This is a genomic window from Coriobacteriia bacterium (assembly GCA_013336165.1).
Taxonomy (GTDB): Bacteria; Actinomycetota; Coriobacteriia; order Anaerosomatales; family JAAXUF01; genus JAAXUF01.
Genome location: JAAXUF010000003.1, coordinates 1 through 21,151, shown reverse-complemented (window position 1 = coordinate 21,151; position 21,151 = coordinate 1). Strand labels below are relative to the sequence as shown.

Annotated in this window: 22 protein-coding genes and 1 pseudogene; 17 read left to right on the top strand and 6 right to left on the bottom strand. The window is 65.7% G+C overall.

The window, feature by feature from the left end; genetic code table 11:
- Window positions 1-4: 4 nt before the first annotated feature.
- The gene (gene lpdA, locus HGA39_02930) at window positions 5-1,393 is read left to right on the top strand and encodes a dihydrolipoyl dehydrogenase (protein NTW28303.1); all 1,389 of its coding nucleotides are present in this window, start codon (window positions 5-7) and stop codon (window positions 1,391-1,393) included.
- Window positions 1,394-2,290, top strand: a complete 897-nt coding sequence (gene lipA, locus HGA39_02925) for a lipoyl synthase (protein ID NTW28302.1) — start codon at window positions 1,394-1,396, stop codon at window positions 2,288-2,290.
- A gap of 22 nt (window positions 2,291-2,312) precedes the next feature.
- On the opposite strand, the gene HGA39_02920 is transcribed toward lipA, so the two are convergent.
- Window positions 2,313-3,341, bottom strand: a complete 1,029-nt coding sequence (locus tag HGA39_02920; protein NTW28301.1) for a diguanylate cyclase — start codon at window positions 3,339-3,341, stop codon at window positions 2,313-2,315.
- Between the two features lie 180 nt (window positions 3,342-3,521).
- Here HGA39_02920 and HGA39_02915 point away from each other — a divergent pair, with 180 nt between their 5' ends.
- The 6 genes from HGA39_02915 to gatA are packed head-to-tail and all read left to right on the top strand — an operon-like array spanning window position 3,522 to window position 9,640.
- Window positions 3,522-3,818, top strand: coding sequence for a DUF2469 family protein (locus HGA39_02915; GenBank protein NTW28300.1), 297 nt, complete (start codon window positions 3,522-3,524; stop codon window positions 3,816-3,818).
- A 5-nt stretch (window positions 3,819-3,823) separates the two neighbouring features.
- Window positions 3,824-5,962 (top strand): NAD-dependent DNA ligase LigA, encoded by a 2,139-nt coding sequence (gene ligA / locus HGA39_02910; protein ID NTW28299.1) that lies wholly within the window; start codon window positions 3,824-3,826, stop codon window positions 5,960-5,962.
- Window positions 5,959-6,696: a CPBP family intramembrane metalloprotease gene (locus HGA39_02905; GenBank protein NTW28298.1), complete on the top strand. Its 738-nt coding sequence runs from the start codon at window positions 5,959-5,961 to the stop codon at window positions 6,694-6,696. The genes ligA and HGA39_02905 overlap by 4 nt, the downstream gene beginning before the upstream one ends.
- A 14-nt stretch (window positions 6,697-6,710) precedes the next feature.
- Entirely contained in the window at window positions 6,711-7,796 is a 1,086-nt protein-coding gene (locus HGA39_02900) for a CPBP family intramembrane metalloprotease (protein NTW28297.1), read from the top strand.
- A gap of 57 nt (window positions 7,797-7,853) precedes the next feature.
- A complete protein-coding gene (gene gatC / locus HGA39_02895; protein ID NTW28296.1) occupies window positions 7,854-8,156 on the top strand; it encodes an Asp-tRNA(Asn)/Glu-tRNA(Gln) amidotransferase subunit GatC in 303 nt (100 codons plus the stop codon).
- A gap of 23 nt (window positions 8,157-8,179) precedes the next feature.
- Complete coding sequence (gene gatA / locus HGA39_02890; protein ID NTW28295.1) at window positions 8,180-9,640, top strand: Asp-tRNA(Asn)/Glu-tRNA(Gln) amidotransferase subunit GatA; 1,461 nt, start codon at window positions 8,180-8,182, stop codon at window positions 9,638-9,640.
- A gap of 179 nt (window positions 9,641-9,819) precedes the next feature.
- Here gatA and HGA39_02885 read toward each other — a convergent pair whose 3' ends face one another.
- Together HGA39_02885 and HGA39_02880 are read right to left on the bottom strand one after the other, a co-directional pair.
- Complete coding sequence (locus HGA39_02885; protein NTW28294.1) at window positions 9,820-10,092, bottom strand: hypothetical protein; 273 nt, start codon at window positions 10,090-10,092, stop codon at window positions 9,820-9,822.
- A 213-nt stretch (window positions 10,093-10,305) separates the two neighbouring features.
- Window positions 10,306-10,452, bottom strand: a pseudogene (locus tag HGA39_02880) (esterase).
- A gap of 224 nt (window positions 10,453-10,676) precedes the next feature.
- Between HGA39_02880 and gatB the strand changes: the two are divergent.
- The 3 genes from gatB to HGA39_02865 all read left to right on the top strand — a co-directional run bounded on the left by gatB (window position 10,677) and on the right by HGA39_02865 (window position 13,771).
- Window positions 10,677-12,239 (top strand): Asp-tRNA(Asn)/Glu-tRNA(Gln) amidotransferase subunit GatB, encoded by a 1,563-nt coding sequence (gene gatB, locus HGA39_02875; GenBank protein ID NTW28293.1) that lies wholly within the window; start codon window positions 10,677-10,679, stop codon window positions 12,237-12,239.
- A gap of 7 nt (window positions 12,240-12,246) precedes the next feature.
- The gene (locus HGA39_02870) at window positions 12,247-13,107 is read left to right on the top strand and encodes a DegV family protein (GenBank protein NTW28292.1); all 861 of its coding nucleotides are present in this window, start codon (window positions 12,247-12,249) and stop codon (window positions 13,105-13,107) included.
- Between the two features lie 85 nt (window positions 13,108-13,192).
- The gene (locus tag HGA39_02865) at window positions 13,193-13,771 is read left to right on the top strand and encodes a hypothetical protein (GenBank protein NTW28291.1); all 579 of its coding nucleotides are present in this window, start codon (window positions 13,193-13,195) and stop codon (window positions 13,769-13,771) included.
- 130 nt (window positions 13,772-13,901) lie between these two features.
- On the opposite strand, the gene HGA39_02860 is transcribed toward HGA39_02865, so the two are convergent.
- Window positions 13,902-14,744: a 4Fe-4S binding protein gene (locus HGA39_02860; GenBank protein NTW28290.1), complete on the bottom strand. Its 843-nt coding sequence runs from the start codon at window positions 14,742-14,744 to the stop codon at window positions 13,902-13,904.
- A 70-nt stretch (window positions 14,745-14,814) separates the two neighbouring features.
- The gene (locus HGA39_02855) at window positions 14,815-15,003 is read right to left on the bottom strand and encodes a hypothetical protein (GenBank protein ID NTW28289.1); all 189 of its coding nucleotides are present in this window, start codon (window positions 15,001-15,003) and stop codon (window positions 14,815-14,817) included.
- Window positions 15,004-15,226: 223 nt separating this feature from the next.
- Between HGA39_02855 and HGA39_02850 the strand changes: the two genes are divergently transcribed.
- Genes HGA39_02850 through HGA39_02840 form a run of 3 tightly spaced genes read left to right on the top strand, consistent with a single transcriptional unit; the run spans window position 15,227 to window position 17,541 of the window.
- Window positions 15,227-16,087: a DegV family protein gene (locus tag HGA39_02850; protein ID NTW28288.1), complete on the top strand. Its 861-nt coding sequence runs from the start codon at window positions 15,227-15,229 to the stop codon at window positions 16,085-16,087.
- A gap of 41 nt (window positions 16,088-16,128) precedes the next feature.
- Window positions 16,129-16,704, top strand: coding sequence for a flavodoxin family protein (locus HGA39_02845; protein ID NTW28287.1), 576 nt, complete (start codon window positions 16,129-16,131; stop codon window positions 16,702-16,704).
- 12 nt (window positions 16,705-16,716) lie between these two features.
- On the top strand, window positions 16,717-17,541 hold the full coding sequence (locus HGA39_02840) for a hypothetical protein (protein ID NTW28286.1): 825 nt from the start codon (window positions 16,717-16,719) through the stop codon (window positions 17,539-17,541).
- Here the strand turns inward: HGA39_02840 and HGA39_02835 are convergent.
- The gene (locus HGA39_02835) at window positions 17,538-17,813 is read right to left on the bottom strand and encodes a glutaredoxin family protein (protein NTW28285.1); all 276 of its coding nucleotides are present in this window, start codon (window positions 17,811-17,813) and stop codon (window positions 17,538-17,540) included. The two genes, HGA39_02840 and HGA39_02835, sit on opposite strands and share 4 nt — an antisense overlap.
- A 127-nt stretch (window positions 17,814-17,940) precedes the next feature.
- Here HGA39_02835 and HGA39_02830 point away from each other — a divergent pair, with 127 nt between their 5' ends.
- The 3 genes from HGA39_02830 to HGA39_02820 form a co-directional block, all read left to right on the top strand.
- Complete coding sequence (locus HGA39_02830) at window positions 17,941-18,978, top strand: hypothetical protein (GenBank protein NTW28284.1); 1,038 nt, start codon at window positions 17,941-17,943, stop codon at window positions 18,976-18,978.
- Window positions 18,979-19,087: 109 nt separating this feature from the next.
- Window positions 19,088-19,858 (top strand): NYN domain-containing protein, encoded by a 771-nt coding sequence (locus tag HGA39_02825; GenBank protein NTW28283.1) that lies wholly within the window; start codon window positions 19,088-19,090, stop codon window positions 19,856-19,858.
- 15 nt (window positions 19,859-19,873) lie between these two features.
- Window positions 19,874-21,151, top strand: a 1,278-nt coding sequence (locus tag HGA39_02820) for a 23S rRNA (guanine(2445)-N(2))/(guanine(2069)-N(7))-methyltransferase (GenBank protein ID NTW28282.1), incomplete at its 3' end; no start/stop codon positions are given.

Below are 21,151 nucleotides of genomic sequence, written 5' to 3'. Positions count from 1 at the left end.
ACAGATGCGGATCGCAGTCCTTGGTGGAGGTCCCGGCGGATATGCCGCGGCGTTTGAGGCGGCCAGGCTCGGCGCCGAGGTCACGCTCATCGAGCGCAGCAGGCTCGGCGGTACGTGTCTGAACTGGGGCTGCGTGCCCACGAAGACCATTCTGCGCTCGGCGCACATCGTCAAGGACACCGCGGAAGCCGAGGAGTTCGGCCTCGTCGCGCAGCGCGCCACCGTCGATATCGATCGCCTGCGGGTCCGCAAAGAGGGCGTTGTCGACGATCTGGTGGGCCAGATCGAAGCTACCGCCAAGCGTCTGAAGGTTCGCGTGGTCTATGGCACCGGCCGCTTGGTGGCTGACGCTCCGCACACCATCGAAGTCGAGCTCACTGGGGGCGGTGCCGAGACCATCTCGGCGGATGCCGTGATTCTGGCAACGGGCTCGGAAGTCTTCAAGCTCCCCAACATCGACCACGACCTTGAGGGCGTGTGGACAAGCGATGAAGCGGTCGCGCTCTCCGAGATCCCCGGCGACATCGTCATCATCGGCGGCGGCGTGATCGGGCTGGAGTTCGCCTGCGCGTACGCCGCGTTTGGCAGCAAGGTCACCGTGGTCGAGCTGATGGACCAGGTGCTGCCCGGTAACGACAAGCGCGTGGTGAAGCTGGCGCAGAGCAGGCTCGAGGCCATGGGTGTGGAGTTCCACCTCGGCGACGCGGTTGAGAGCGTTAAGCGCGCCGACGGGCGCATGCTCTCCACGCTGCGCTCGGGCGCCGTACTGGAAAGCGACATCGTGATGAGCGCCGTGGGGCGCGTTCCCAACTCGGCAGGTTTCGGTTTCGCCGAAGCGGGCGTCGAGTTTGACCGTCGCGCGATCAAGGTTGACGAGTTCTTCTCCACCAACGTCGCGAACGTTTACGCGATCGGCGACCTTATCGGCGGGATGATGCTTGCGCACGTCGCCGAGGAGGAAGGCGTGCTGGCTGCCCGAAACGCGATCGCGCAGCTCGCGGGCGAGGGTGCCGCACTGTCGTCGATGTGCTACGACTGCGTGCCGGCATGCGTGTACACGTTCCCCGAGGTCGCGGTCGTTGGCGCCACGCGCGACGCTGCCAAGGCCGACGGAATCGACGCGATTCAGGCGGTCGCGAAGTTCGCCGCCAACGGCAAGGCGCTGGGCGAGGGCGAGGGCGATGGCTTCGTGCAGCTTGTCGCCGAGAAGGGCACCGGACGCATTCTGGGTTGCCAGATCGTCGGACCGCACGCGGTCGAGATCATCCACGAGGTTGCGCTTGCGATGGCGCACGGGATCACGGTGGGTGGCATTGCGCACACGGTTCACGCGCACCCGACCGTCTCCGAGGTCATCAAGATGGCCGCCGCCGATGCGGCCTCCAAGGTCTAGATGAGCAACGGCACACAAGACGGCGCGTATCGGCACGGTTCCACAGAGGCCAGGCTTCCGGCCTGGCTGAGGCGGCCGGTCGCCACGCCCGGACGCGGGACCGAGGTTGCCGGGTTGCTCGGCGAGCTGGGGCTTTCAACCGTATGCCAGTCGGCCAAGTGCCCCAACCGCGGGGAGTGCTTCGCGGAAGGAACCGCGACGTTTCTGGTGATGGGTGATGCCTGCACGCGCGGGTGCCGCTTCTGCGCGGTGGAGACGCGCGTTCCGGAGGCGCTCGATTCGGGAGAGCCGGCGCGGCTGGCCGAGGCTGTGGTGCGGATGGGGCTGTCGCATGTCGTGATCACGATGGTGACGCGCGATGATCTGGCTGACGGCGGTGCCGCCCATATGGTCGCGGTCATTGACGCGGTCCGCTCGGCTGCGCCGGAGACGGCCGTCGAGGTGCTCACCAGCGACTTCGCAGGCCGGATGGAGAGCGTCGACGCTGTGGCGGCGGCCCGTCCGGAGGTCTTCAACCACAACCTCGAGACCGTTCCTCGCTTGTACGCCGAAGTGCGCCCCGGCGCTGACTACACCCGCTCGCTTGCGGTGCTGGCGCGCGTGCGCGAAACACAGCCGGATCTGCCCACGAAGTCGGGGCTGATGCTCGGGCTTGGCGAGACGCCGGACGAGGTGCGCGAAGTCATGCACGACCTGCTCGCGCACGGTGTCACGGCGCTCACGCTGGGCCAGTACCTTCGGCCGAGCGCGGCGCATCTTCCCGTAGCCGAGTTCGTCGAGCCGAGTGTGTTCGCGCAGCTGGCACGCGACGCCTACAAACTCGGGTTCGCAGCCGTGGCGAGCGCGCCGTTCGTGCGCTCGAGCTACCACGCAGGCGAACTCGCCGCAGGACTCTAGGCGGCGCGGTTCACGCCCGCTCCTACTCCGCTGTGATCTCGATCGGCGTGCCCGCGCAGTCTTTTCCCGCCGCCTTCGCCTCGTAGAGAGAGCGGTCCGCCGCCGAGAGCAGTTGCTCCGGAGTCACCGCGAGCCCGCCGCTCGTGTACGCTCCGCCTACACTGACGGTAACTCGAGCGCGCTGGTCCTCCGAGAGCGGCCGAGCCTCTCGCACCATCTGCAGCACCCGCTCCATAAGCATCGGTAGTTCCGCTGCGCCGGTCTCGGGAGCCAGGATGACGAATTCGTCGCCGCCGTATCGGCCGACCGCGTCGACCTTTCGCACGGCCTTGCCCAGCGCCGCAGCGACGGACTCGAGCACTGTGTCTCCCGCGGGGTGCCCCAGAGTGTCGTTTATCGTCTTGAAGTTGTCGACGTCGATGAGAAGTACGGCAAGCGGGTGTTCGTAGCGCTCCGACCAGGCCGACCACTGCTGAAGGTAGCCGTAGAAGCCGCGGCGGTTGTAGATTCCGGTGAGCGGGTCGTGGACAGCCAAAGTCGCGAGCACGCCCTGCTCGGCGAAGATGCGAGTCAGGATCCCAGCGAGCATCGGCGCAATTTCCCTGTGGCTGTAGTGCTTTTCGATGGCCTTTGTGAGGCCGATCACGTGCTGGGCGTACTCGTCGGCATGATTGGTCGTCGCGCCGGGATCCAGCAGATCGAGCAGCTCCCCAAAGAGCGGATCGAGCATGAAGAACTCCATGCGAAGCGCGATCTCAAGCATGCGGTCGCAGGGCAGCCCAGCCGTGTCTGCGGGAATCGTCTGCGCGAACTCGGATTGGATCGCTTCAAGCTGCGCGACAACTTCGTCCTTATCTGCAAGCGGAGGGAGGAGGCCGGCATGCGACTGTTCGAGAAGTTGCGACCACCAAGACACGTGAGTGGACTCTTCGCTGCTCATGCGGCGAAACACTGCCGCAAGTTCAGGGTCGGAGCAGTCAGCTGCCATGTGCGTGAACGTCTGGTGAGCCGAGCGGTCAAGCGAGATGCAAAGACCCAAGACCTGTTCCATGGCGGCGGTTCCACCGTTTCTTCAGAGGACGGACAGAGGAATGTCGCTGTTCCAAGGATATAGCGTAGAAGGTATCGCCACAATCGGCGAACCTGCGCAGGTGGAAGCGATAGAATGTGAAGCGGCGCTTCGTTACCGCGCCGTTTTTGGCAGTTCGCCGGATGAAAGGAAGACCGCCACGTGGACAGCATCGACGAGCTGGATATGTTCGAGGCCGAGAAGCGCCTCAAGCTGTACTCCGAATACCAAGACGCGATCCGCGTCTTCGCCTACTACGTTGAGACCGAGCTGCGCGCCTACCTGTGCAACAAGGTCGACGTCGAGCCGGTTGCAGCGCCGGGGGGAACGTATTTCAAAGTGACGCTCACCGACACATGGATCTACGAGGCCGAGCGCCCACAGCGATTCGTACCCGCGGTCGTCATCTATGAGGTCGGGCCGGTGCACGTTCAGAGGCTGGCAGGCGAGGAAGGCTAACAACCTTGGCTGACGTCCCCACCAAGACTGAGGCAGCCGCGCGCCGCGCTGAGGAGCTGCGGCTTGAGATCGAGCGCAACGCGCACCTCTACTACGCGCTCGACTCTCCTGCGGTCTCCGACGCCGTCTACGACTCGCTCGTCCGCGAGCTTGAGGCGATTGAGGCCGCATACCCCGAGCTGGTCACGCCCGAGTCTCCCACGCAGCGCATCGGAGCCGCGCCGAGCGAGCAGTTTGCGCCGGTCGCGCACGCGTCGCGCATGTACTCGCTCGACAACGCGATGGATCTGGGCGAACTCGACGCATGGCTCGCGCGGGTGCGAGAGGCGCTCGGCGAGCGGCGCTGCACATACGTATGCGAGCTCAAGATCGACGGCTCGTCGCTCGCGCTCACGTACGAGGACGGGTTGCTTGTGCGCGCGGCCACACGCGGCGACGGGCGGGTGGGCGAGGACATCACCGTCAACATACGCACCGTCCGCGACGTGCCGCTGAGGTTGCGCGAGGGCGTTGCCGCACCCGCGTCACTGGAGGTGCGCGGCGAGGTCTACATGCCCAGGGCGAGTTTCGAGCGCCTCAACGCCGAGCAGGACGAGGCGGGCCTGCCGCCGTTTGCCAACCCGCGCAACGCCGCTGCCGGAAGCGTGCGGCAGAAGGATCCCGGCGTCACCGCGAGCCGCGACTTGGCGACGTTCCTCTACGCCTCCGCCGACCCACGAGCGCTCGGGGTTGCGAGCCAGGGCGAGGTTCTCGCGTGGCTGCGCGCCGCCGGCTTCCGCGTGAACCCGGACGTGACCGTGTGCGCGGACGCCACGGAGGTGAGAGCTTTCTGCGAGGCGGCGCTTGAGAAGCGCGATGCGCTGCCGTACGAGATCGACGGCGTGGTGGTCAAGGTTGACCAGATCGCGCTGCAAGAGGAACTCGGCTACACGAGCAAGGCCCCGCGCTGGGCGATCGCGTTCAAGTTCCCTCCCGAGGAGAAGACCACCGTGCTGCGCGACATCCGCGTGCAGGTGGGCCGCACCGGCGTTCTCACACCGCTCGCCGAGTTCGATCCCGTGACCGTCGCCGGCTCGACCATCGCGCGCGCCACGCTGCACAACGAAGACGAACTCCACCGCAAGGACCTGCGCGTGGGCGACACCATCGTCGTGCGCAAGGCCGGCGACGTGATCCCCGAGGTCGTCGGCCCCGTTCTCGGCATGCGATCGGCGAGCGCCGCCGAGTGGCGGATGCCCGAGGTGTGCCCGAGCTGCCGCGCGGCCGTGTGGCGCGAGCCGGGCGAGGTCGCCGTGCGCTGCACCAACGTCGCCTGCCCTGCGCAGCGCCTCGAGCGTCTCGGCCACTGGGCCGGTCGCGGAGCCGCCGACATCGACGGCATGGGCGCAGAGATCATCACCCGCCTCGCCGAGACGGGCCTGCTCTCCGACGTCGCCGACTTCTACGCACTCACGCAAGAGCAGCTCGCCGGCCTCGACATGGGCCGCACTCGCGTGGACGGCACCGCGATCCTGTTGGGTGAGACCGTTGCCGCCAAGCTGATGCTGAGCATCGACGCCAGCCGCACGCGCCCGCTCGCGCGTCTGCTGTTCGGGCTCGGGATCCGCCACGCGGGCGCGACCGTGGGCGAGGCATTGTCGGCAGCATTCGGCAGCATCGATGCGATTCGCGAGGCGGCAGAGGCACCGCTTCCGGCAGGAGGCGAGGTCTCGGCAGCAGCCGCGCTGGCGGCCGATCCACTGGCCTCAGTCGATGGTATCGGCCCCAAGATCGCAGCCAGCATACGCGCGTTCTTCGCGAATCCCGACAACATCGAGGTTCTCGATCGCCTGCGTGCCGGCGGCGTGCGTCTGGCCGAGGAGCGCCGCGAGCCGAAAGCGCCGCAGACGCTCGCAGGGATGACGTTCGTGCTCACAGGCGCGCTCTCGCGCCTCACGCGCGATCAGGCCGGCGAAACGCTCAAGGCGCTGGGCGCGAAGGTCTCCGGCAGCGTCAGCAAGAAGACGTCATTTGTGATCGCGGGCGAGGACGCCGGCTCCAAGTACGACCGCGCGCTCGAGCTGGGTGTGCCGGTGCTTGCCGAGGAGGACCTCGAGCGCATCCTTACGACCGGCGAAGCGCCAAGCGGGGTCAAAGGCGCATGACGTCCGGCGACGTGGAGAGCGAGTCTACGCTGCAGCCGGTTGAAGCTGCCGGTGTCGCGGGAGCGTGGGGGATCGGCCGGGCGCTCGCATTGGTGGTCTTCGTGCTTGCCGAGACCGTGCTCGGCAGCTACTTCCTCGCGAGAGGCGGCGCCTCCGTACTGCTGCTGGCTGTCGTCCTGTTCGTTGTCTACGCACTCTACGTCGTGGCGGTTTGGATGGGCACGCGCAGATCCGGTCTCGGCTTCGCGCGATCGGTAGGGTTTGCGCGGGTCGATCGTCCGGGGATGTGGCTTGCGGCCGCGCTGGGTGGAGCGGTGCTTGCGCGCGTGGTGACGGCCGTGTACGCGATCGTGCTTGCGGTGCTCAACCTCACACCTCCTGGTCAGAGCGTCGATCTTACGAAGCTCTTCCCGGCAGGTGTGGCCGGCACCATCATGGCTGCGATCGCAATAGGCGTGCTCGCTCCCTTCGCCGAGGAACTCGTGTTTCGCGGGGTGCTGCTGCGTTCACTGCGGAAGCGGTGGGGGATCCCGGTGGCGATTGTCGGCTCATCGGTGGTCTTCGCGCTGGCGCACTTCAGCGGCTACGACTTCGTGCCGATCGCGCTCACGGCGGTGATCCTCGGCTGGCTGTACGTGCGTTCAGGGTCGCTGTGGGTCTCGATGGTGGCGCACTCGGCATACAACCTGCTCGCGCTGGCACTGCTGCTGGCGCTCAAAGCCGCGGGGGCATGATGGCGGGCGTCAGAATGGAACGCTTCACGCTTCATCCCGACAGATGCGACAGGTGCGGCGCCTGCATGGCCGTATGTCCGGTTGGGGCTGTGAACGTGGGGCCCACCTACATCTACGTGGATTGGGCGGCCTGCACGAGCTGTGCGGCCTGCGTCGAGGCGTGTCGCCGAGACGCCATCGTGCGTCCGGCGAATGCGTCAGCGCGCGGTGCCGCCTCCGACAGCAGTCTCGCCGAGAGGGCTGGCGATGCCGCTAGGCCCGCCGAGTCCGCTGCATCGACGAAGCCCGTCGCGACCGCGTCAGACGGTACCGCGTGGCGCAAGTCGGCCAAGGCAACATCCACGGCGAAGCCGAAGCCCCCGTCGCGTTCGTCATCGGGCGTCGTCGCGGGATGGACGCTGCTTGACGCCGTTGCGGTGCTCTCGGTGCTGATGCTTGCGATGTACGCGAAGACTGCGGTTCTGGGCATGGGAGCGATCTCGCTGATGCCCTTCTCGGGCAAGGTCGCCATGCGCGTGGTCGTGCTGGTGGTGTTCTATGCGCTGCAGATCGGCGTGCTCGCCTTTCTCGCGTCGCGCCGCAACGTGGGGTTGCTCGAGGCGTTCGGGTTGCGGCGCGTCAAGGGCGCAACCGGGCCTTCGGTGCTCGCGCGCATGGGCTCCGCAGGGTTGGCCATCGCTTTGTTCTTGGGCATCGAGTTCGTCGCGTTTGTGTACAGCCTCGCTGTGGAGGCTCTCGGCTGGGCGCAGCCGGTGCGTCTGTCGAGCGACCTGACGGCGGTGTTTGGCGCGGGAACCGCAGGCGCGGTGCTCGCCGTCGCGCTGGTGGCACTCGTCGCCCCGGTCGTGGAAGAGCTGGCGTTTCGCGGCGTGGTCCTGAACGCGCTCGGCGAGAAGTGGGGGATGTGGCCGGCGATCATCGCCTCGGCGCTGTTGTTCGCCGCCTCTCACCTCAGCCTCTGGATGCTCCTGCCCACGTTCGTGCTGGGGGTGGCGCTGGGCTGGATCGCGTGGACTCGGCGTTCGCTTGCATCGGCGATTCTGCTGCATATGCTCTACAATTCGGCGGCCGTCGTCGCCGCCTTCATGGCGGTGCGGTAGCGCGCAACTCGGGTATGATGGAGTGCGTTCTCACATCCGCACGAAAGGACCATCCGCATGTCCCTTTCCGAGCACGACGTTCGCCATGTGGCGATGCTCGCGCGCCTTGGCCTGACCGACGAGGAGACCAAGGCCATGCAGAGTGACTTGAACTCCATTCTCGGCCACATCGATGAGATCCAGCGCCTCGATCTGGCTGGTGTCGAGCCGATGGCGCACGCGATCGAGGTCGTCAACGTGACCCGTCCCGACGTTGCTCGCCCGAGCTTCCCTCAGGCCGTCGCCATCTCCAACGCCCCCCTCGCCGAGAACGGCGCCTTCGTGATCCCGCAGATCACCGGGGGAGGCGATGACGAGTGACCCACAAAATCGACGTCTCGAACATGACCGCCGAGCAGATCCGCGGATGTATCGCGGCCGGGGAGTTCTCGGCTGTCGAGGTCGCCAACTCCGCTCTAGCGCGCATCGACGCCCTCGACGGTGAGGTCAACGCCTTCAATCAGGTGACGGCCGATCTGGCGATCGCCGCCGCGGAACGCATCGATGCGCTCGTGCGCGGTGGTGCGAGCGAGGCTGACCTGCCGCCGCTCGCAGGCGTGCCGGCCGCCTTCAAGGACAATATGAACCTGATCGGCACGCGCACGACGTGCTCGAGCCGCATTCTCGAGAACTACGTGAGTCCGTACGACTGCACGGCGGTCGCGCGGATGATCGCCGCCGGCGTGATTCCGCTGGGCAAGTGCAACATGGACGAGTTCGCCTTCGGCTCGTCGGGCGAGTCGAGCGCGTGGGGCCCGGTGAAGAACCCGTGGGACCTCTCTCGCGTGCCCGGCGGCTCCAGCGCCGGTAGTGCCGCGGCGGTTGCGGCCGGCATGGCGACGATCTCACTCGGCAGCGACACCGGCGGCTCGATCCGCCAGCCGGGCGCGCTCACCGGCACCGTCGCGATCAAGCCGACGTACGGCCGCGTCAGCCGCTACGGTTGCGTCGCGTTCGCGAGTTCGCTCGACCAGATCGGCCCGTTCTCTCGCACGGTCGCCGACAACGCGCGTGCACTGAGCGCGATCCAGGGTAAGGACCCGGCCGACGCGACCTCGGCCGACCGCGTGCCGGAGGATTTCGTGACCGCCACGCGCGACGCCGACGTGCGCGGCCTGCGGGTCGCGATCGTGCGCGACCTCCTCGACGCCGAGGGCGTCACCTCAGAGGTCCGCGATTCCGTGCTTGCTGCCGCTGCGGGATTCGAGGCGATGGGCGCGACGGTGGGCGAGGTCAACCTGCCCACGAGCCAGCATGGCCTCTCGGCGTACTACATCATCGGTCCCGCTGAGGCATCCTCGAACCTCGCGAGATTCGACGGCATCCGTTACGGCCACCGCGCCGAGAACCCCGCCGATACCATCGACCTCTACCTGCGCTCGCGCGCCGAAGGCTTTGGGCCTGAAGCGAAGCGTCGCATCATGCTGGGCACCTATGCGCTCTCGGCCGGCTACTACGACGCCTACTACGGCCAGGCGCAGAAGGCGCGCACGCTGATCGCACGCGAGTTCTCGGCGGCGTTTGCGGACTACGACGTGCTGCTCACGCCGACAAGCCCGCAGGTTGCGTGGAAGTTCGGCGAGAAGGGCGACCCGCTGACGATGTACCTCTCCGACATCTACACGATCCCGGTCAATCTGGCCGGCAACTGCGCGATCAACGTGCCGTGTGGCTTCTCGGCCGACGGGATGCCGATCGGCTTGCAGATCATCGGCGACTACTTCGCCGAGAGCACGATCTATCGCGCCGCCGCGGCGCTCGAGCGCGATCTGGCGCTGGATCTGAGGAGTCCCCTCGCGCGGTAGACGGCGAACGCGGCATGACTCGATTCACCTCGAAGGCTGCCATTGTGCAGCCTTCGTGTTTTTCGCCGATCGAAGTGGTTGGTTTGGCAACGAATGGGAATACAACGCGACAGACGGCTCAAGAGAAGACGCCGTCGGCGTGTCGACTGATACGTTGGGACCAAGGATGTGAAAGGGGATCACATGAACAGACCGACCGGCGTTACCGTGATCGGATGGCTGGCGATCATCGGCGGCGCACTATCGGTTCTCGGCGGCATCGTGGCTCTGTTTAGTGGGTTTGCGCTGCTCGTGCTTGGAGCCGGAAGCGGTGCGGCCGCGGCAAGCGGAGTCGTTGTCGTGTTCTTGGCGCTCTGGCTGGGGCTGATCGGCGCAGCGGACATGGTGTTCGGCTTCGGCGCACTGAAGTTGCGGGGCTGGGCATGGACGGTGGGCGTCGTGCTGATGGCCATCGGTGCCGTCTCGAACCTCATCCAGCTTGTCGCCGTAAGTGGATCAGCTTTCAGCGACCTACTCGGCCTAGCGTTCAACCTGTTCATCCTGTACTACCTGTTCACTCCCGACGTGAAGGCCGCATTCGGCAAGACCAGTGTCGGGCCGACCATGGCGCCGCTCTCCAGCCAGAAGACGGCCTACGAGCAAGGGACCTACACGCCGCCCGCCAGCTACGTTCCGCCGGCACCGCCGGTCGCGCCTGCCCCCCCGGTGGCATCAGTGCCGGAGCCACCTGCACCCCCAGCGCCCCCAGCACCACCGGCGCCGGAGCCACCCGCGCCACCCGCGCCACCGGCACCCGGGTCGCCGACTGCGCCGCTCGCAGAGGAAGAGCCACCTGCGCCACCCGCTCGGCTGGTGTAGAACTGCATCGTTTTCGATGTCCTAGAGCAGGGGCGGTCCCATCCAGGCCGCCCCTGTTTGTCGTCCTGCCACGTCTTCGCCCACGTGCCCGTGCGCTCGGGTAGAATCAGCCCGTACAGAAAATGGCATGCGCGCCATCCGTCGGCGCAACATGAAAAGCCAGAAGGAGCGCTCAAGTATGGCGAAAGACCGTCTCGCAGAGGTTCTTGAGACCTGGGAAGCCGTTATCGGCCTCGAGATCCACACCGAGCTCACCACAGTGAACAGCAAGATGTTCTGTGGCTGCGCGGTGGCGTTCGGCGGCGAGCCAAACACGCGTACGTGCCCGGTGTGCCTCGGCCTGCCCGGCGCCCTGCCGGTGCCCAATCAGGCTGCGATCGAGTCCACGGTGCTCGCGGGCCTTGCGACCAACTGCGAGATCGCGCGCTGGAGCCAGTTCCATCGCAAACAGTACTTCTATCCCGATATGCCCAAGGACTACCAGATTTCGCAGTACGACCTGCCGTTTTGTTCGGCGGGCTGGGTCGATATCGAACTCGAAGGCAGGGATGCCGATGAGCGCAACGACCTCGCGGCTGCGCCCACGGGCGTGACGGTGTCGGCGGACGGCGACGGTTACACGACGCGTATCGGCATCACGCGCATCCACCTCGAAGAGGACACCGGCAAGATGATCCATGTCGGCGGCAGCGAAGGACGCATCTCCGGCGCCACGAAGTCGCTCGTCGACTTCAACCGCGCGGGCACGCCCTTGATCGAGCTTGTGAGCGAGCCCGACATCCGCACGCCCGAGGAGGCCCGCCGTTTCGCGCAGAAGTTGCGCCTCATCTGGCTCTCGCTTTCCATCTCCGACTGCTCGATGGAGGAAGGCTCGATGCGCGTCGACGCGAACGTCAGCGTGCGCCGTCGCGGCCAGACCGAGTTTGGCACCAAAGCCGAGATCAAGAACATGAACAGCTTCCGCGCACTGCACGACGGGCTTGCCTATGAGATCGTCCGCCAGGCCGAGCTGATCGAGGGCGGCGGCCGCGTCATCCAGGAGACGCGCCACTACGACGTCGGCGCCAAGCGAACAAGCGCACTGCGCAGCAAGGAAGAGGCGCACGACTACCGCTACTTCCCCGAGCCCGACATGGTGCCCTTCGAGTTCTCCGACGCCTTCATTGCCGAGATCCGCGGTCGCCTGCCGGAGCTTCCCGATGCCAAGCGCGCACGTTTTATCGCGGCGTATGGCCTTCCGGTCCGTGATGCCACGCTCCTGATCGGCGACTTCGATCTCGCCGAGTTCTTCGAGAGCGCGGTTGCGATCGGCGGGGTCGAGCGCGCAAAGGCAATCTCGAATGTGATCCTGAACGACCTCACGGCTTACCTCAACGCCGAGGGCATCTCGGTTACGGACTCGCGCGTCGTGCCGTCCATGGTCGCCGAGCTGGTCGCGCTTGTGGAGGACGGCACGATCTCTTCCAAGCAGGCCAAGGAAGTCTTCGCCGAGATGGCTGCAAGCGGGGACGCGCCGGGTGCGATCGTCGAAATCAAGGGTATGAAGCAGGTGAGCGACACGGGAGCCATCGAGGAGGTCGTCCAGCGCATTCTGGCGGCCAACCCGGGGCAGGTCGCGGGTTACCGTAGCGGCAAGACGGGACTTATCGGGTTCTTCGTGGGACAGGTAATGCGCGAAACCGGCGGGCAGGCGAATCCGGCCGTGGTCAACGAGGTCCTGAAACGCAAACTTGAGGAGTAGTTCCGACATGTCAGCAGCAGAATCACCGAAACCGAACTTCGTCGTGGTCACCGATTCAACCGCAGATATCCCTGTGGCTCTGGCGGCCGAGCGAAACATCGTCGTTGTTCCGCTCAGCGTGACGTTTGGAGATGAGACGTTCAAGGACGGGGAGCTGACGCAAGCCGAGTTCTTCGAGCGCATGAATGCGGCGCCGCAGCTGCCGTCCACTTCGCAGCCCCCGGTCGGCACGTTCATCGAGGTGTACGAGCACATCTTGGCGAGCGCCGACCACATCATCTCACTCCACATCTCTTCAAAACTCTCCGGCACGATCGAGGCGGCTCTGCAGGCCGCAGAACGGTTCCCGGGACGCGTCGACGTCTTCGACTCGCGCAACCTCTCGATGGGCCTCGCGTTTCAGGCGCTCGATGCGGCTGCCTCGGCGGCCGAAGGGCTTACGCCGGCAGCAGCGATCTCGCGGCTTGAGGTTGCGCGGGAACGCGTCAAGATGCTCGTCGGGCTGGACTCGCTCAAGAACCTCGCGAAGGGCGGGCGTATCGGCCAGGTGAGCGCATTTCTCGGCGCGTTGCTCGACCTGAAGGTGACGTTGACGGTTGACGCGGAGGGCAAGTTTCAGCCGCTCAAACGGTTGCGCGGCGAGAAGGCGGCGCTCCGTTACACGCTGGAGTGGGTCGCCGAGCAGATGAACGGCGCCAAGCGCGGAGCGTTCGCCATCACGCATGCCATGTCTCCCGAGCGTGCGGAATGGCTGCGCGCGCACATTGAGCAGCAGTATCAGGTCTCTGAGATGCACATCTGTGAGGCGGGTATCGTGGTTGCCACTCACGTGGGCACGGCGTGGGGCGTGACCGTGCGGCCTGCGTAGCACCAAGCGCTCCATGTGGCCCGGGATCGCACCGGCGGGCATGTCAGACTGCCGAGCTACTCTGGTTCCCGGAGAGTGATGCGGCATGAATGTTGAGCGTGGTTCTAATCCTTATCGCGTGCTTGAGCGCGCTCTGTCATCGTCCGGCAGGGCAACACGCAGGCGTGCCGTGGCGATGCTCCAGCATGTGGAGTGCGACGAGCGCATTCTCTGGTTGGAACGTGCGCTGGAGGACGCCGACCGAGACGTGCGGGAGACTGCTGTTGCGGTGACGGCTTGGGTGCTCGATGTTGCCCGCCCGCCGTGGCCCCCGCGTGAGGACCCCGCCTTCGACCGGACTACCGAGATCCCGCTGTCAGGTGTTCCTGTGTGCGCGCCCGCAGACGGTCTTGGTTGGGAGTGGGAGTACGTTGTGGAGGTGTGGCGCCAAGACGGGCTGCTCATCGGAGCATTCGTTGCTGCCACGTGCGCGGAAGACGAGGAACACGCCGGACGGATCGCGCTCGGCATGGCGATTCTGGCGAACACGGACAGTATGGGGGAGAAGTTCGACCCCGCTTCCGCAGCATCGTTCATCGTTGAGAAACGGCGGGTGCAGCGTGCGTCTCGGCGACGGCGAGACGTGCAAAGCAAGGACCAGCCACACGGCTTTCGGAGCGACTAAAAACCAAAGTCAGCCGCGCGAGAAACATATCTGCAACATCCTAGGGGTACAAAGGGTAGTGAAGTGCCCGCCGGCGGCCATCCCACGTCGACGGGCACCTTAGTGCCGACAGTCTTCGGGCTGCGAGGAGCTACCAGAGGTTTGCGACCGCGGGCACGCTCCGCCGATCGGCCAGGCTGATCGCATCCCGCGGGCACCCCGCGCGGCAGATGCCGCAGCCCCAGCACTTGGCGACGTCGTGGCGCACGGGTCCTCCGCCGCGGTTGGTGCTGATTGCATCAAACGGGCAGAGCCTGACGCAGACTCCACAGCCTGAGCACTTCTCGGCGTCGAACTGTGCGATGTCTTCGCCGCGCCACATCATCTTCATGCCGTAGCCCGCGGTCATCTTCATCGCCATGCATCCGCTTGCGAGGTTGCAGTTGCAGATCGCAGCGGTGAAGGGTGTTTTGAACGTCCAGATCGAGTGCAGGAGCCCTCGCTCCTCGCATGAGCGCAGGAGAGACATGGCTTCGTCTTTGGTGACGGTCCGAAAGTCGTCGAGATCGGGGCCGTCGATGTAGTCTTTGAAGCCCTCTTCAAGCAGCGGTGTGATGGGCTGAGTGGTGACCAGAATGCAGACTTCCTCGGCGACGCGGTTGGGCGCGTGCATGCGGCAGATGCAGGGGATGACGGTGATGCTGGTCGCAAGTGAGAAGACTTCCGCGCAATCCTCAAGCGAAAGCGGCTGACCGAAATGCTTCTTGCGCATATGGCGGGAGACCGCGTTCTTGCCGGCGGTCTCGAGCGGTCTCGGCAGCTTTCCGAGAATCTCCATGCCCGCTATTCCGTTTGCGCGCATCGAGTCGAAGTCGCGGATGAAGCCCACCATGTAGTCTCGGCGTTTCAGGTCGCTCTCGAGATCGTGCGCGTAGTTCGCGGCCTCAAGATACCAGCGCTTGCCCTCACCGTGCTCGACGCAGAATTGGCACATGCGCAGAAGGCCTCCGTGATTTCGTTTCATTTGTTGAGAGGTCAGTATCGCAGGGTTGAGCGCCGGTACGCTATCTCAAAGACTGCGCTCTGCGGATCATGTCCTCGGTCCGCTTGAGACGTGAACGACGCTCCTCCTCGGCGTAGAGTCCGCCGACTCTGTCCGCCATGAGGAGGGAGATCTCCGACGCCGAGTCTCGGCGGCTGTCGGACCCGGCGTTCTTGCCTCTCAGAAGTGCTGTGTTCGCGTCACTATTCATCGCGTCCTCCGGAAGGGATCTCGGGCGGCGGTGGATTGCACTGATTGAACGTACGGGCGATATACCCATCGGCGAGTAGGAGAGCGCCGCCGTCCCCCGGGTTCGCGACAAACGGCGACATGGCGTGCCGATCGGTAACGACTTCTTGGGGGCAGCGCCGCCGACTCGTGTATCGTGGGAACACAAATCTTGGCAAACAGATAGCGTCAGGGCGGGAGTGCACATGTGTGTGAACGTGGTCACTGATTCGGTGGCATCGATTCCGGCGGAACTCAATACTCAATACGGCATCGACGTGGTGTCGCTGTATGTCAACGAGGGTGAGCGAACCACGCGGGAGCTGGACATGGACGTTGACGATTTCTACACGCGGCTTCCTGCCATGCGGGTCCTCCCCACTTCCTCTCAGCCCTCGGTGGATTCGCTGATGTGCGCATTTCAGCACGCGGTCGAGCGCGGTTGCGATGTCGTGGGCGTGTTCATCTCCGAGAAGATGAGCGGCACGATGGCTACCGCTCGAATGGCCGCCGAGATGGTGCTCAAGGATCACCCCGGCGTGCGGATCGAGCTGGTCGACAGCGGTTCGAACTCGATGGAGGAAGGGTTCGGCGCGCTGGCCGCGGCGAAGGCCGCGCAGATGGGCCAGTCGCTGGAGCAGTGCGTGCAGGCCGCGACGGCTACCCTGAAGAGGACGAGATACCTGTTCACCCCGGAGACACTCGAGCCTTTGCGCCGCGGAGGGCGTATCGGCGGTGCGACCGCCCTGCTCGGCGGGCTGCTGCAGATCAAGCCGATTCTCACGGTGGAAGACGGCGAGACGCAGACCTTCGCGAAGGTGCGCACGCGCGCCCGCGCGATGGCCGAGATCGCCCGCAAGCTTGCCGACGATATGTGCGCCTATGGCCTCTCACAGATTGTCGTGCACTACATCGGCAGCCGAGAAGTCGCCAGGAAGTTTGCTGAGGAGCACATAGAGCCGATTGTCGGGTACAGTGTCCGGCTCGTCCCGGTCAGCCCGGTCGTAGGCGTGCACGTTGGCCCGGCCGTGGGCATCGTCTACGAAACTGAGCGGGACTGGGCATAAGAACCTGGTCAGGAATCGACACACACGAAAGGATCGATCCCATGAGAGTTGTCGCAATCAACGGGTCCGCTCGCAAAGGCGGGAACACGGCGCTGCTTATCGAGGCCGCGCTCGCACCGCTTCGCGAGGCGGGCATCGAGTGTGAGCTCATCGAGCTTGCGGGCAAGGACGTCCGCGGGTGCACGGCATGCGGACGCTGCCGCGAACTTCGCGATGGGCAGTGCCACGGGCGCAAGGACTTCGGGAACGACGTTATCGATGCCGTGCGTGACGCCGACGCGATCATCCTCGGCAGCCCTACGTACTTCGCCGATGTCACCGCCGAGATGAAGGCGATCATCGACCGGGTGGGTTACGTCTCGCGCGGCAACGGCAACACGCTTGCGCGCAAACCCGCCGCGGCGGTGGTGTCGATGCGCCGCGCCGGCGGAATGCACGCATTCACGAGCATCAACAACTTCTTCCTCATCAACGAGATGATCGTGGTGGGCTCGTCGTACTGGAATGTCGGCTTCGGCGGAGCCAAAGGCGAGGTCGTCGGCGACGCCGAGGGCATGGGCACCATGCGCCGCTTGGGCGAGAACATGGCCTGGCTGCTCGGCCACCTCGGCGAGTAGGCGCTGCCGCCGATGCGAGACGTGCAGGCACTCGCGCGTCGCCTTGAGACGATCGCCGCTTCCGACCTGCGGCTTCTCGCGTTCGCGGCCCAAAGGGCGTTTCCGGCGATCCAGCCGGAGGTGCTCGAAGTCGCGGGGGGAGTGGCAGCGTTCGTGGGTCCCGCCTCGCCGGTGAACCAGACCGTCGGCTTGGGGTTCTCGGGCGACCGGGTGTCGCAGTGCGATGTCGAGGCAGTAGAGGAGTTCTTCCGCGCCCGGGGTGCCAGGCCGATCGTGAGTGTGTGCTCGCTTGCCGATGGTTCGCTTGAGGATGCGCTCATGTGCCGCGGCTGGACGCCTCTCGGATGCGAGGACGTGATGGTGCGCGAGATCTCCTCGGCAGACGAGATCCCCGGGCCTGAAGCGCATGTCGAGATCCGCCTCGCCGAGACCCCCGAGGAGCGCGAGGTATGGGCGCTTGTCTCGGCGAACGGGTTCTCGGCGCCGGACGATCCGACGCCTGCCGAGCTGCAGTTGTGCCGCTCGATCGTCGCGCGTGATGATGGTTGGTTCCTGCTCGCGCTGGTGGACGGACGCCCGGCAGGTACGGCCGAGCTTCAGTGCCACGATGGTGTGGGCTGGCTGTCGGCGGACTCGACAGTACCGCAGTTTCGCGGGCGCGGTGTTCAGCGCTCGCTGCAGCGGGCCAGGCTCACTATCGCCCGCGACGCCGGCTGCGAACTGGCCGTCAGCGAAGCCGCAGCCGAGAGCTCGAGCAAGCGCAACATGGAGCGGCTGGGCTTGTGCCACGCGTATTCGCGAACCGAGTGGGCGGCTCCGATTGGGTCGGTAGGCTAGAGGCCGAGCAGGCGTTCCAGCTTGTCAGGATGGAAGTCGACGCAGACGCCGTCGCCGATCTCGAAGGTGGGCGTGTGCAGTCGGCCTTCGTTGTGGGCAGCGGCGCGGGCATGCGCACCCGGATCGGATTCGACGTCGATCTCGATATAGTCGATGCCGCGAGCTTCCAGCCACCTGCGCGCGCGGGAGCAATCGCCGCACCACGTCCGGCAGTACATGACGACTTTCGGTGCGGTGCCGGAGTCGCTGGTAGAAAGGGTGTTCCCGGTCATGAGGCGCCTGTCCTCTCTTGGCACGCAGGTTGGCTAGCCAGTTGCTGTGCCTGATGATGTAAACTTTCCCCTTGCACGATCTTGATCGACCGTCGCGGTGTCGTGTCTATTGTACGCGGAGGCATGTTTGGCGTCGCTTCCAAGAATCTTGCGCGCTGTAGTTCCGGTCCTGGGTGTGGTGGTCGTGCTCATTGGCACGCCTGCCCCCGGGCTGGCTGCACCTACCGTTTCATCGATCCAGCAACAGGCGCAAGACGCTCAGTCCAAGCTGGATCAGATGAGCGCTTCTCTCGGGCAGACGATGTCGACCTACAACTCAGCATCCGGAGAGTTGGCCAAGACTCGCGAACAGATCGCCGCCAACACCAAGCGCTTGACGGAGCTCGATGCCTCGCTCAAGGCCGGCAAGGCCCGGCTCGGCGACCAGGCGAACTACCTGTACCGCACCGACGGTACGGGATTTTTGAATGCGCTGTTCTCGGCGAAGTCGTTTCAGGAGTTTGCGAACCGGCTGCGGGTCATGATGATCATCTCGTCCCAGGACGCCAAGTTGATGGTGGCACTCAAGGACCAAAGCGCCGAGGTGACTCGGCTTACCGCCGAGCTCAAGGAGCGAGAGCTGCAGCAGGCCGCTCTGGTTGCGTCGGTCACCCAGGAGCGCGATGCGGCGATGGCTGCGGTCGCGGAGCAACAGAAGTTCGTGAAGTCGCTCTCTGCCGAGGTTGCGGCGATTCTCGAAGCGCAGCGCGCCGCGGCCAGGGCGGGTTCGGGCAGCGGGGCCAGTTATGGCACCGATCTGACGCAGGCGACGGTCGATGGCCAGGGCGGCTACATCGTCATGGCCGGCGAGCCGACGGCGTACCGCACGACAGGCATTGCATTTGACGGTATCACCTCCTGGTACGGCAATGCGGGCTCCGGCGCTTACACATCCTCGGGACGCCGTTTCAACGAAAACGAGCTGACATGCGCCCATCCCTCACTGCCTTTTGGAACCCGCCTTGCGGTCTCCTACGGCAGCAAGCGCATCATTGTGGTGGTGACCGATCGCGGGCCCTACTCGGGAAGCCGTATTCTCGACATTACCAAGCGGTCCGCCGAGATACTCGGTATCAAGTCCATGGGGCTTGCGGATGTGCACGTAGAGGTGATCTCGCCCCTCTAGCGGCGGGTCACGGTAGCTGTCGTCGGTACATCGCCTAGGGCGAATCCGTGTGAGAAACCCCCACATGTGGCATTATCAGGAGCGAAGTATCCCGTGAGAGGGGAATCCCGTGGCTGAAGAAGCGCACTCGCTCGCTGTTTTCATAGATTTCGAGAACATCGCCTTGGGCCTGGCTCCGCGCAATGGCGGAAGGCGCGCCAAGATCACCGAGGTGCTCAACTTCCAGAAGGTGCTTGAGAGGCTCGTTGAAAAGGGTAAGGTCGTCGCCAAGCGCGCGTATGCCGACTGGGCGCGGTTCTCGGAGTACACGACTGTTCTGCATGAGCTGGGCATTGAACTCACCGAGATCCCCGAGCGCGGCAAGACCGGCAAGAACTCGGCCGACATAAGGCTCGTGGTCGACGCGATGGAGCTTTCCTACGCCAAGGAGCACATCGACACCTTCGTGATCGTGTCGGGCGACAGCGACTTCACGCCGCTCGTGCTGCGGCTGAAAGAAAACGGTAAGACGGTCATCGGCGTGGGGATGAAGGACTCGACGAGCGATCTGTTGGCCGCCAACTGCGACGAATTCATCTACTACGAGGACATTGGTGCGGCCGCAGGAGCGCCCAAGATCAGCGACACGGTGCCGACGGCGAAGCAGCCCGCGTTCACGCTGCTCTTCGAGACGATCGAGGCGCTGCAGCGCGAGAATGTGGGCGCCATGCACTCGTCGCTCCTGAAAGACACGATGAAGCGCAAGCAGCCGCAGTTCTCGGAATCGTCCTACGGTTACCGATCGTTCACGCAGTTGCTTGAGGACGCTCAGAAGATGGGCTTCATCACGCTGCACAAAGACACGCGCTCCGGCACCTACGTGGTGGAGGGCTTCGCCTGATAGATCGCGGGAGACATGGCTGATACTAGTACGCTGCAGCTCACAGGCGACCGCTTGGAGTTCTTCGCGCCATGCCCCAGAGGCGCCGAGAAGTTCCTGGCCGACGAGCTGCGGGCGCTCAAGTGCCGCAGCGTGCGGCCCGTCGCCGCTGGTGTGTCGTTTGGCGGCCGGCTTGAGCACGCGTATCGGGCGCTCATGTGGTCGCGCACGGCCTCGCGCGTGCTGCTCACGCTCGCTCGCGTCTCGGCGGCCTCTGCCGACGAGCTCTACGCCGCTGTTAGCGCGCTGCCGTGGGAGGACCACGTGCGCGCCGACGGCACCATCGCGGTCGACGCGACCGGCGTGAACGCCGCCCTGCGCAACACGCAGTTCACGGCGGTGCGCGTGAAAGACGCGATCGCCGACCGGTTCACCGCGCGCGGCGGCATCCGCCCGAGCGTGGACACCGTGCGGCCTGATCTGCTGGTGAATGTGGTGGTGCGGGCAGATCGCGCGACCGTCTCGATCGATCTGGCCGGCGAGCCCCTGCACCGCCGAGGCTACCGCGAGCCCGGAGTTCAGGTCGCGGCGCCGATGAAAGAGACGCTGGCCGCCGCGGTGCTGCTGGTGGCCGGCTGGCCCGAGATCGCCGAGGCGGGCGGGGCGTTCGTCGACCCGATGTGCGGCTCGGGCACGCTGGCGATCGAGGCTGCGATGATGGCGGGCGACATCGCGCCGGGGCTGCTTCGGGAGCGCTGGGGGTTCTCGGCATGGCTGGGGCACGACGCCGGCGACTGGGAGCGAGTGCGCGCAGCGGCGGAGAAGCGGCGCGAGGCGGGGCTGGCTGCGATGGTGCCGGTGGCCGGATACGACGTCGACCCACGGGCAATCGAGGTCGCGGCTGCGTGTGTGGCGCGCGCGGGACTTGAGGGACACGTGTCGGTCGAGCGGCGCGCGGTCGCGGAGTTGGTGGCGCCGGAGGGCGCTGTGACCGACGGCGTGACGGAGCGGCCGGGGCTGGTGGCGACCAACCCGCCATACGGCGAGCGTATCGGCGAGCGCCGAGAGCTGGCTGCGCTCTACGCCGAGCTGGCCGCTGGCTTGCGCGAAGGAGGATTCGCGGGCTGGAAGCTCGCGGTGATCACGCCGGATGCGGGACTGGGAGCGGGGCTGCGGATGACGCCGGAGCGGACCGTGGGGATGTACAACGGGCGGATTGCGACGAATGTGAGCGTGTTTCGGGTGGGGCGCGCGGGTGCTCCCGTATCATCGGCTGAAGAGGCTGAGCGGCCTGGGTCTGCGCCTCAGCGGCCG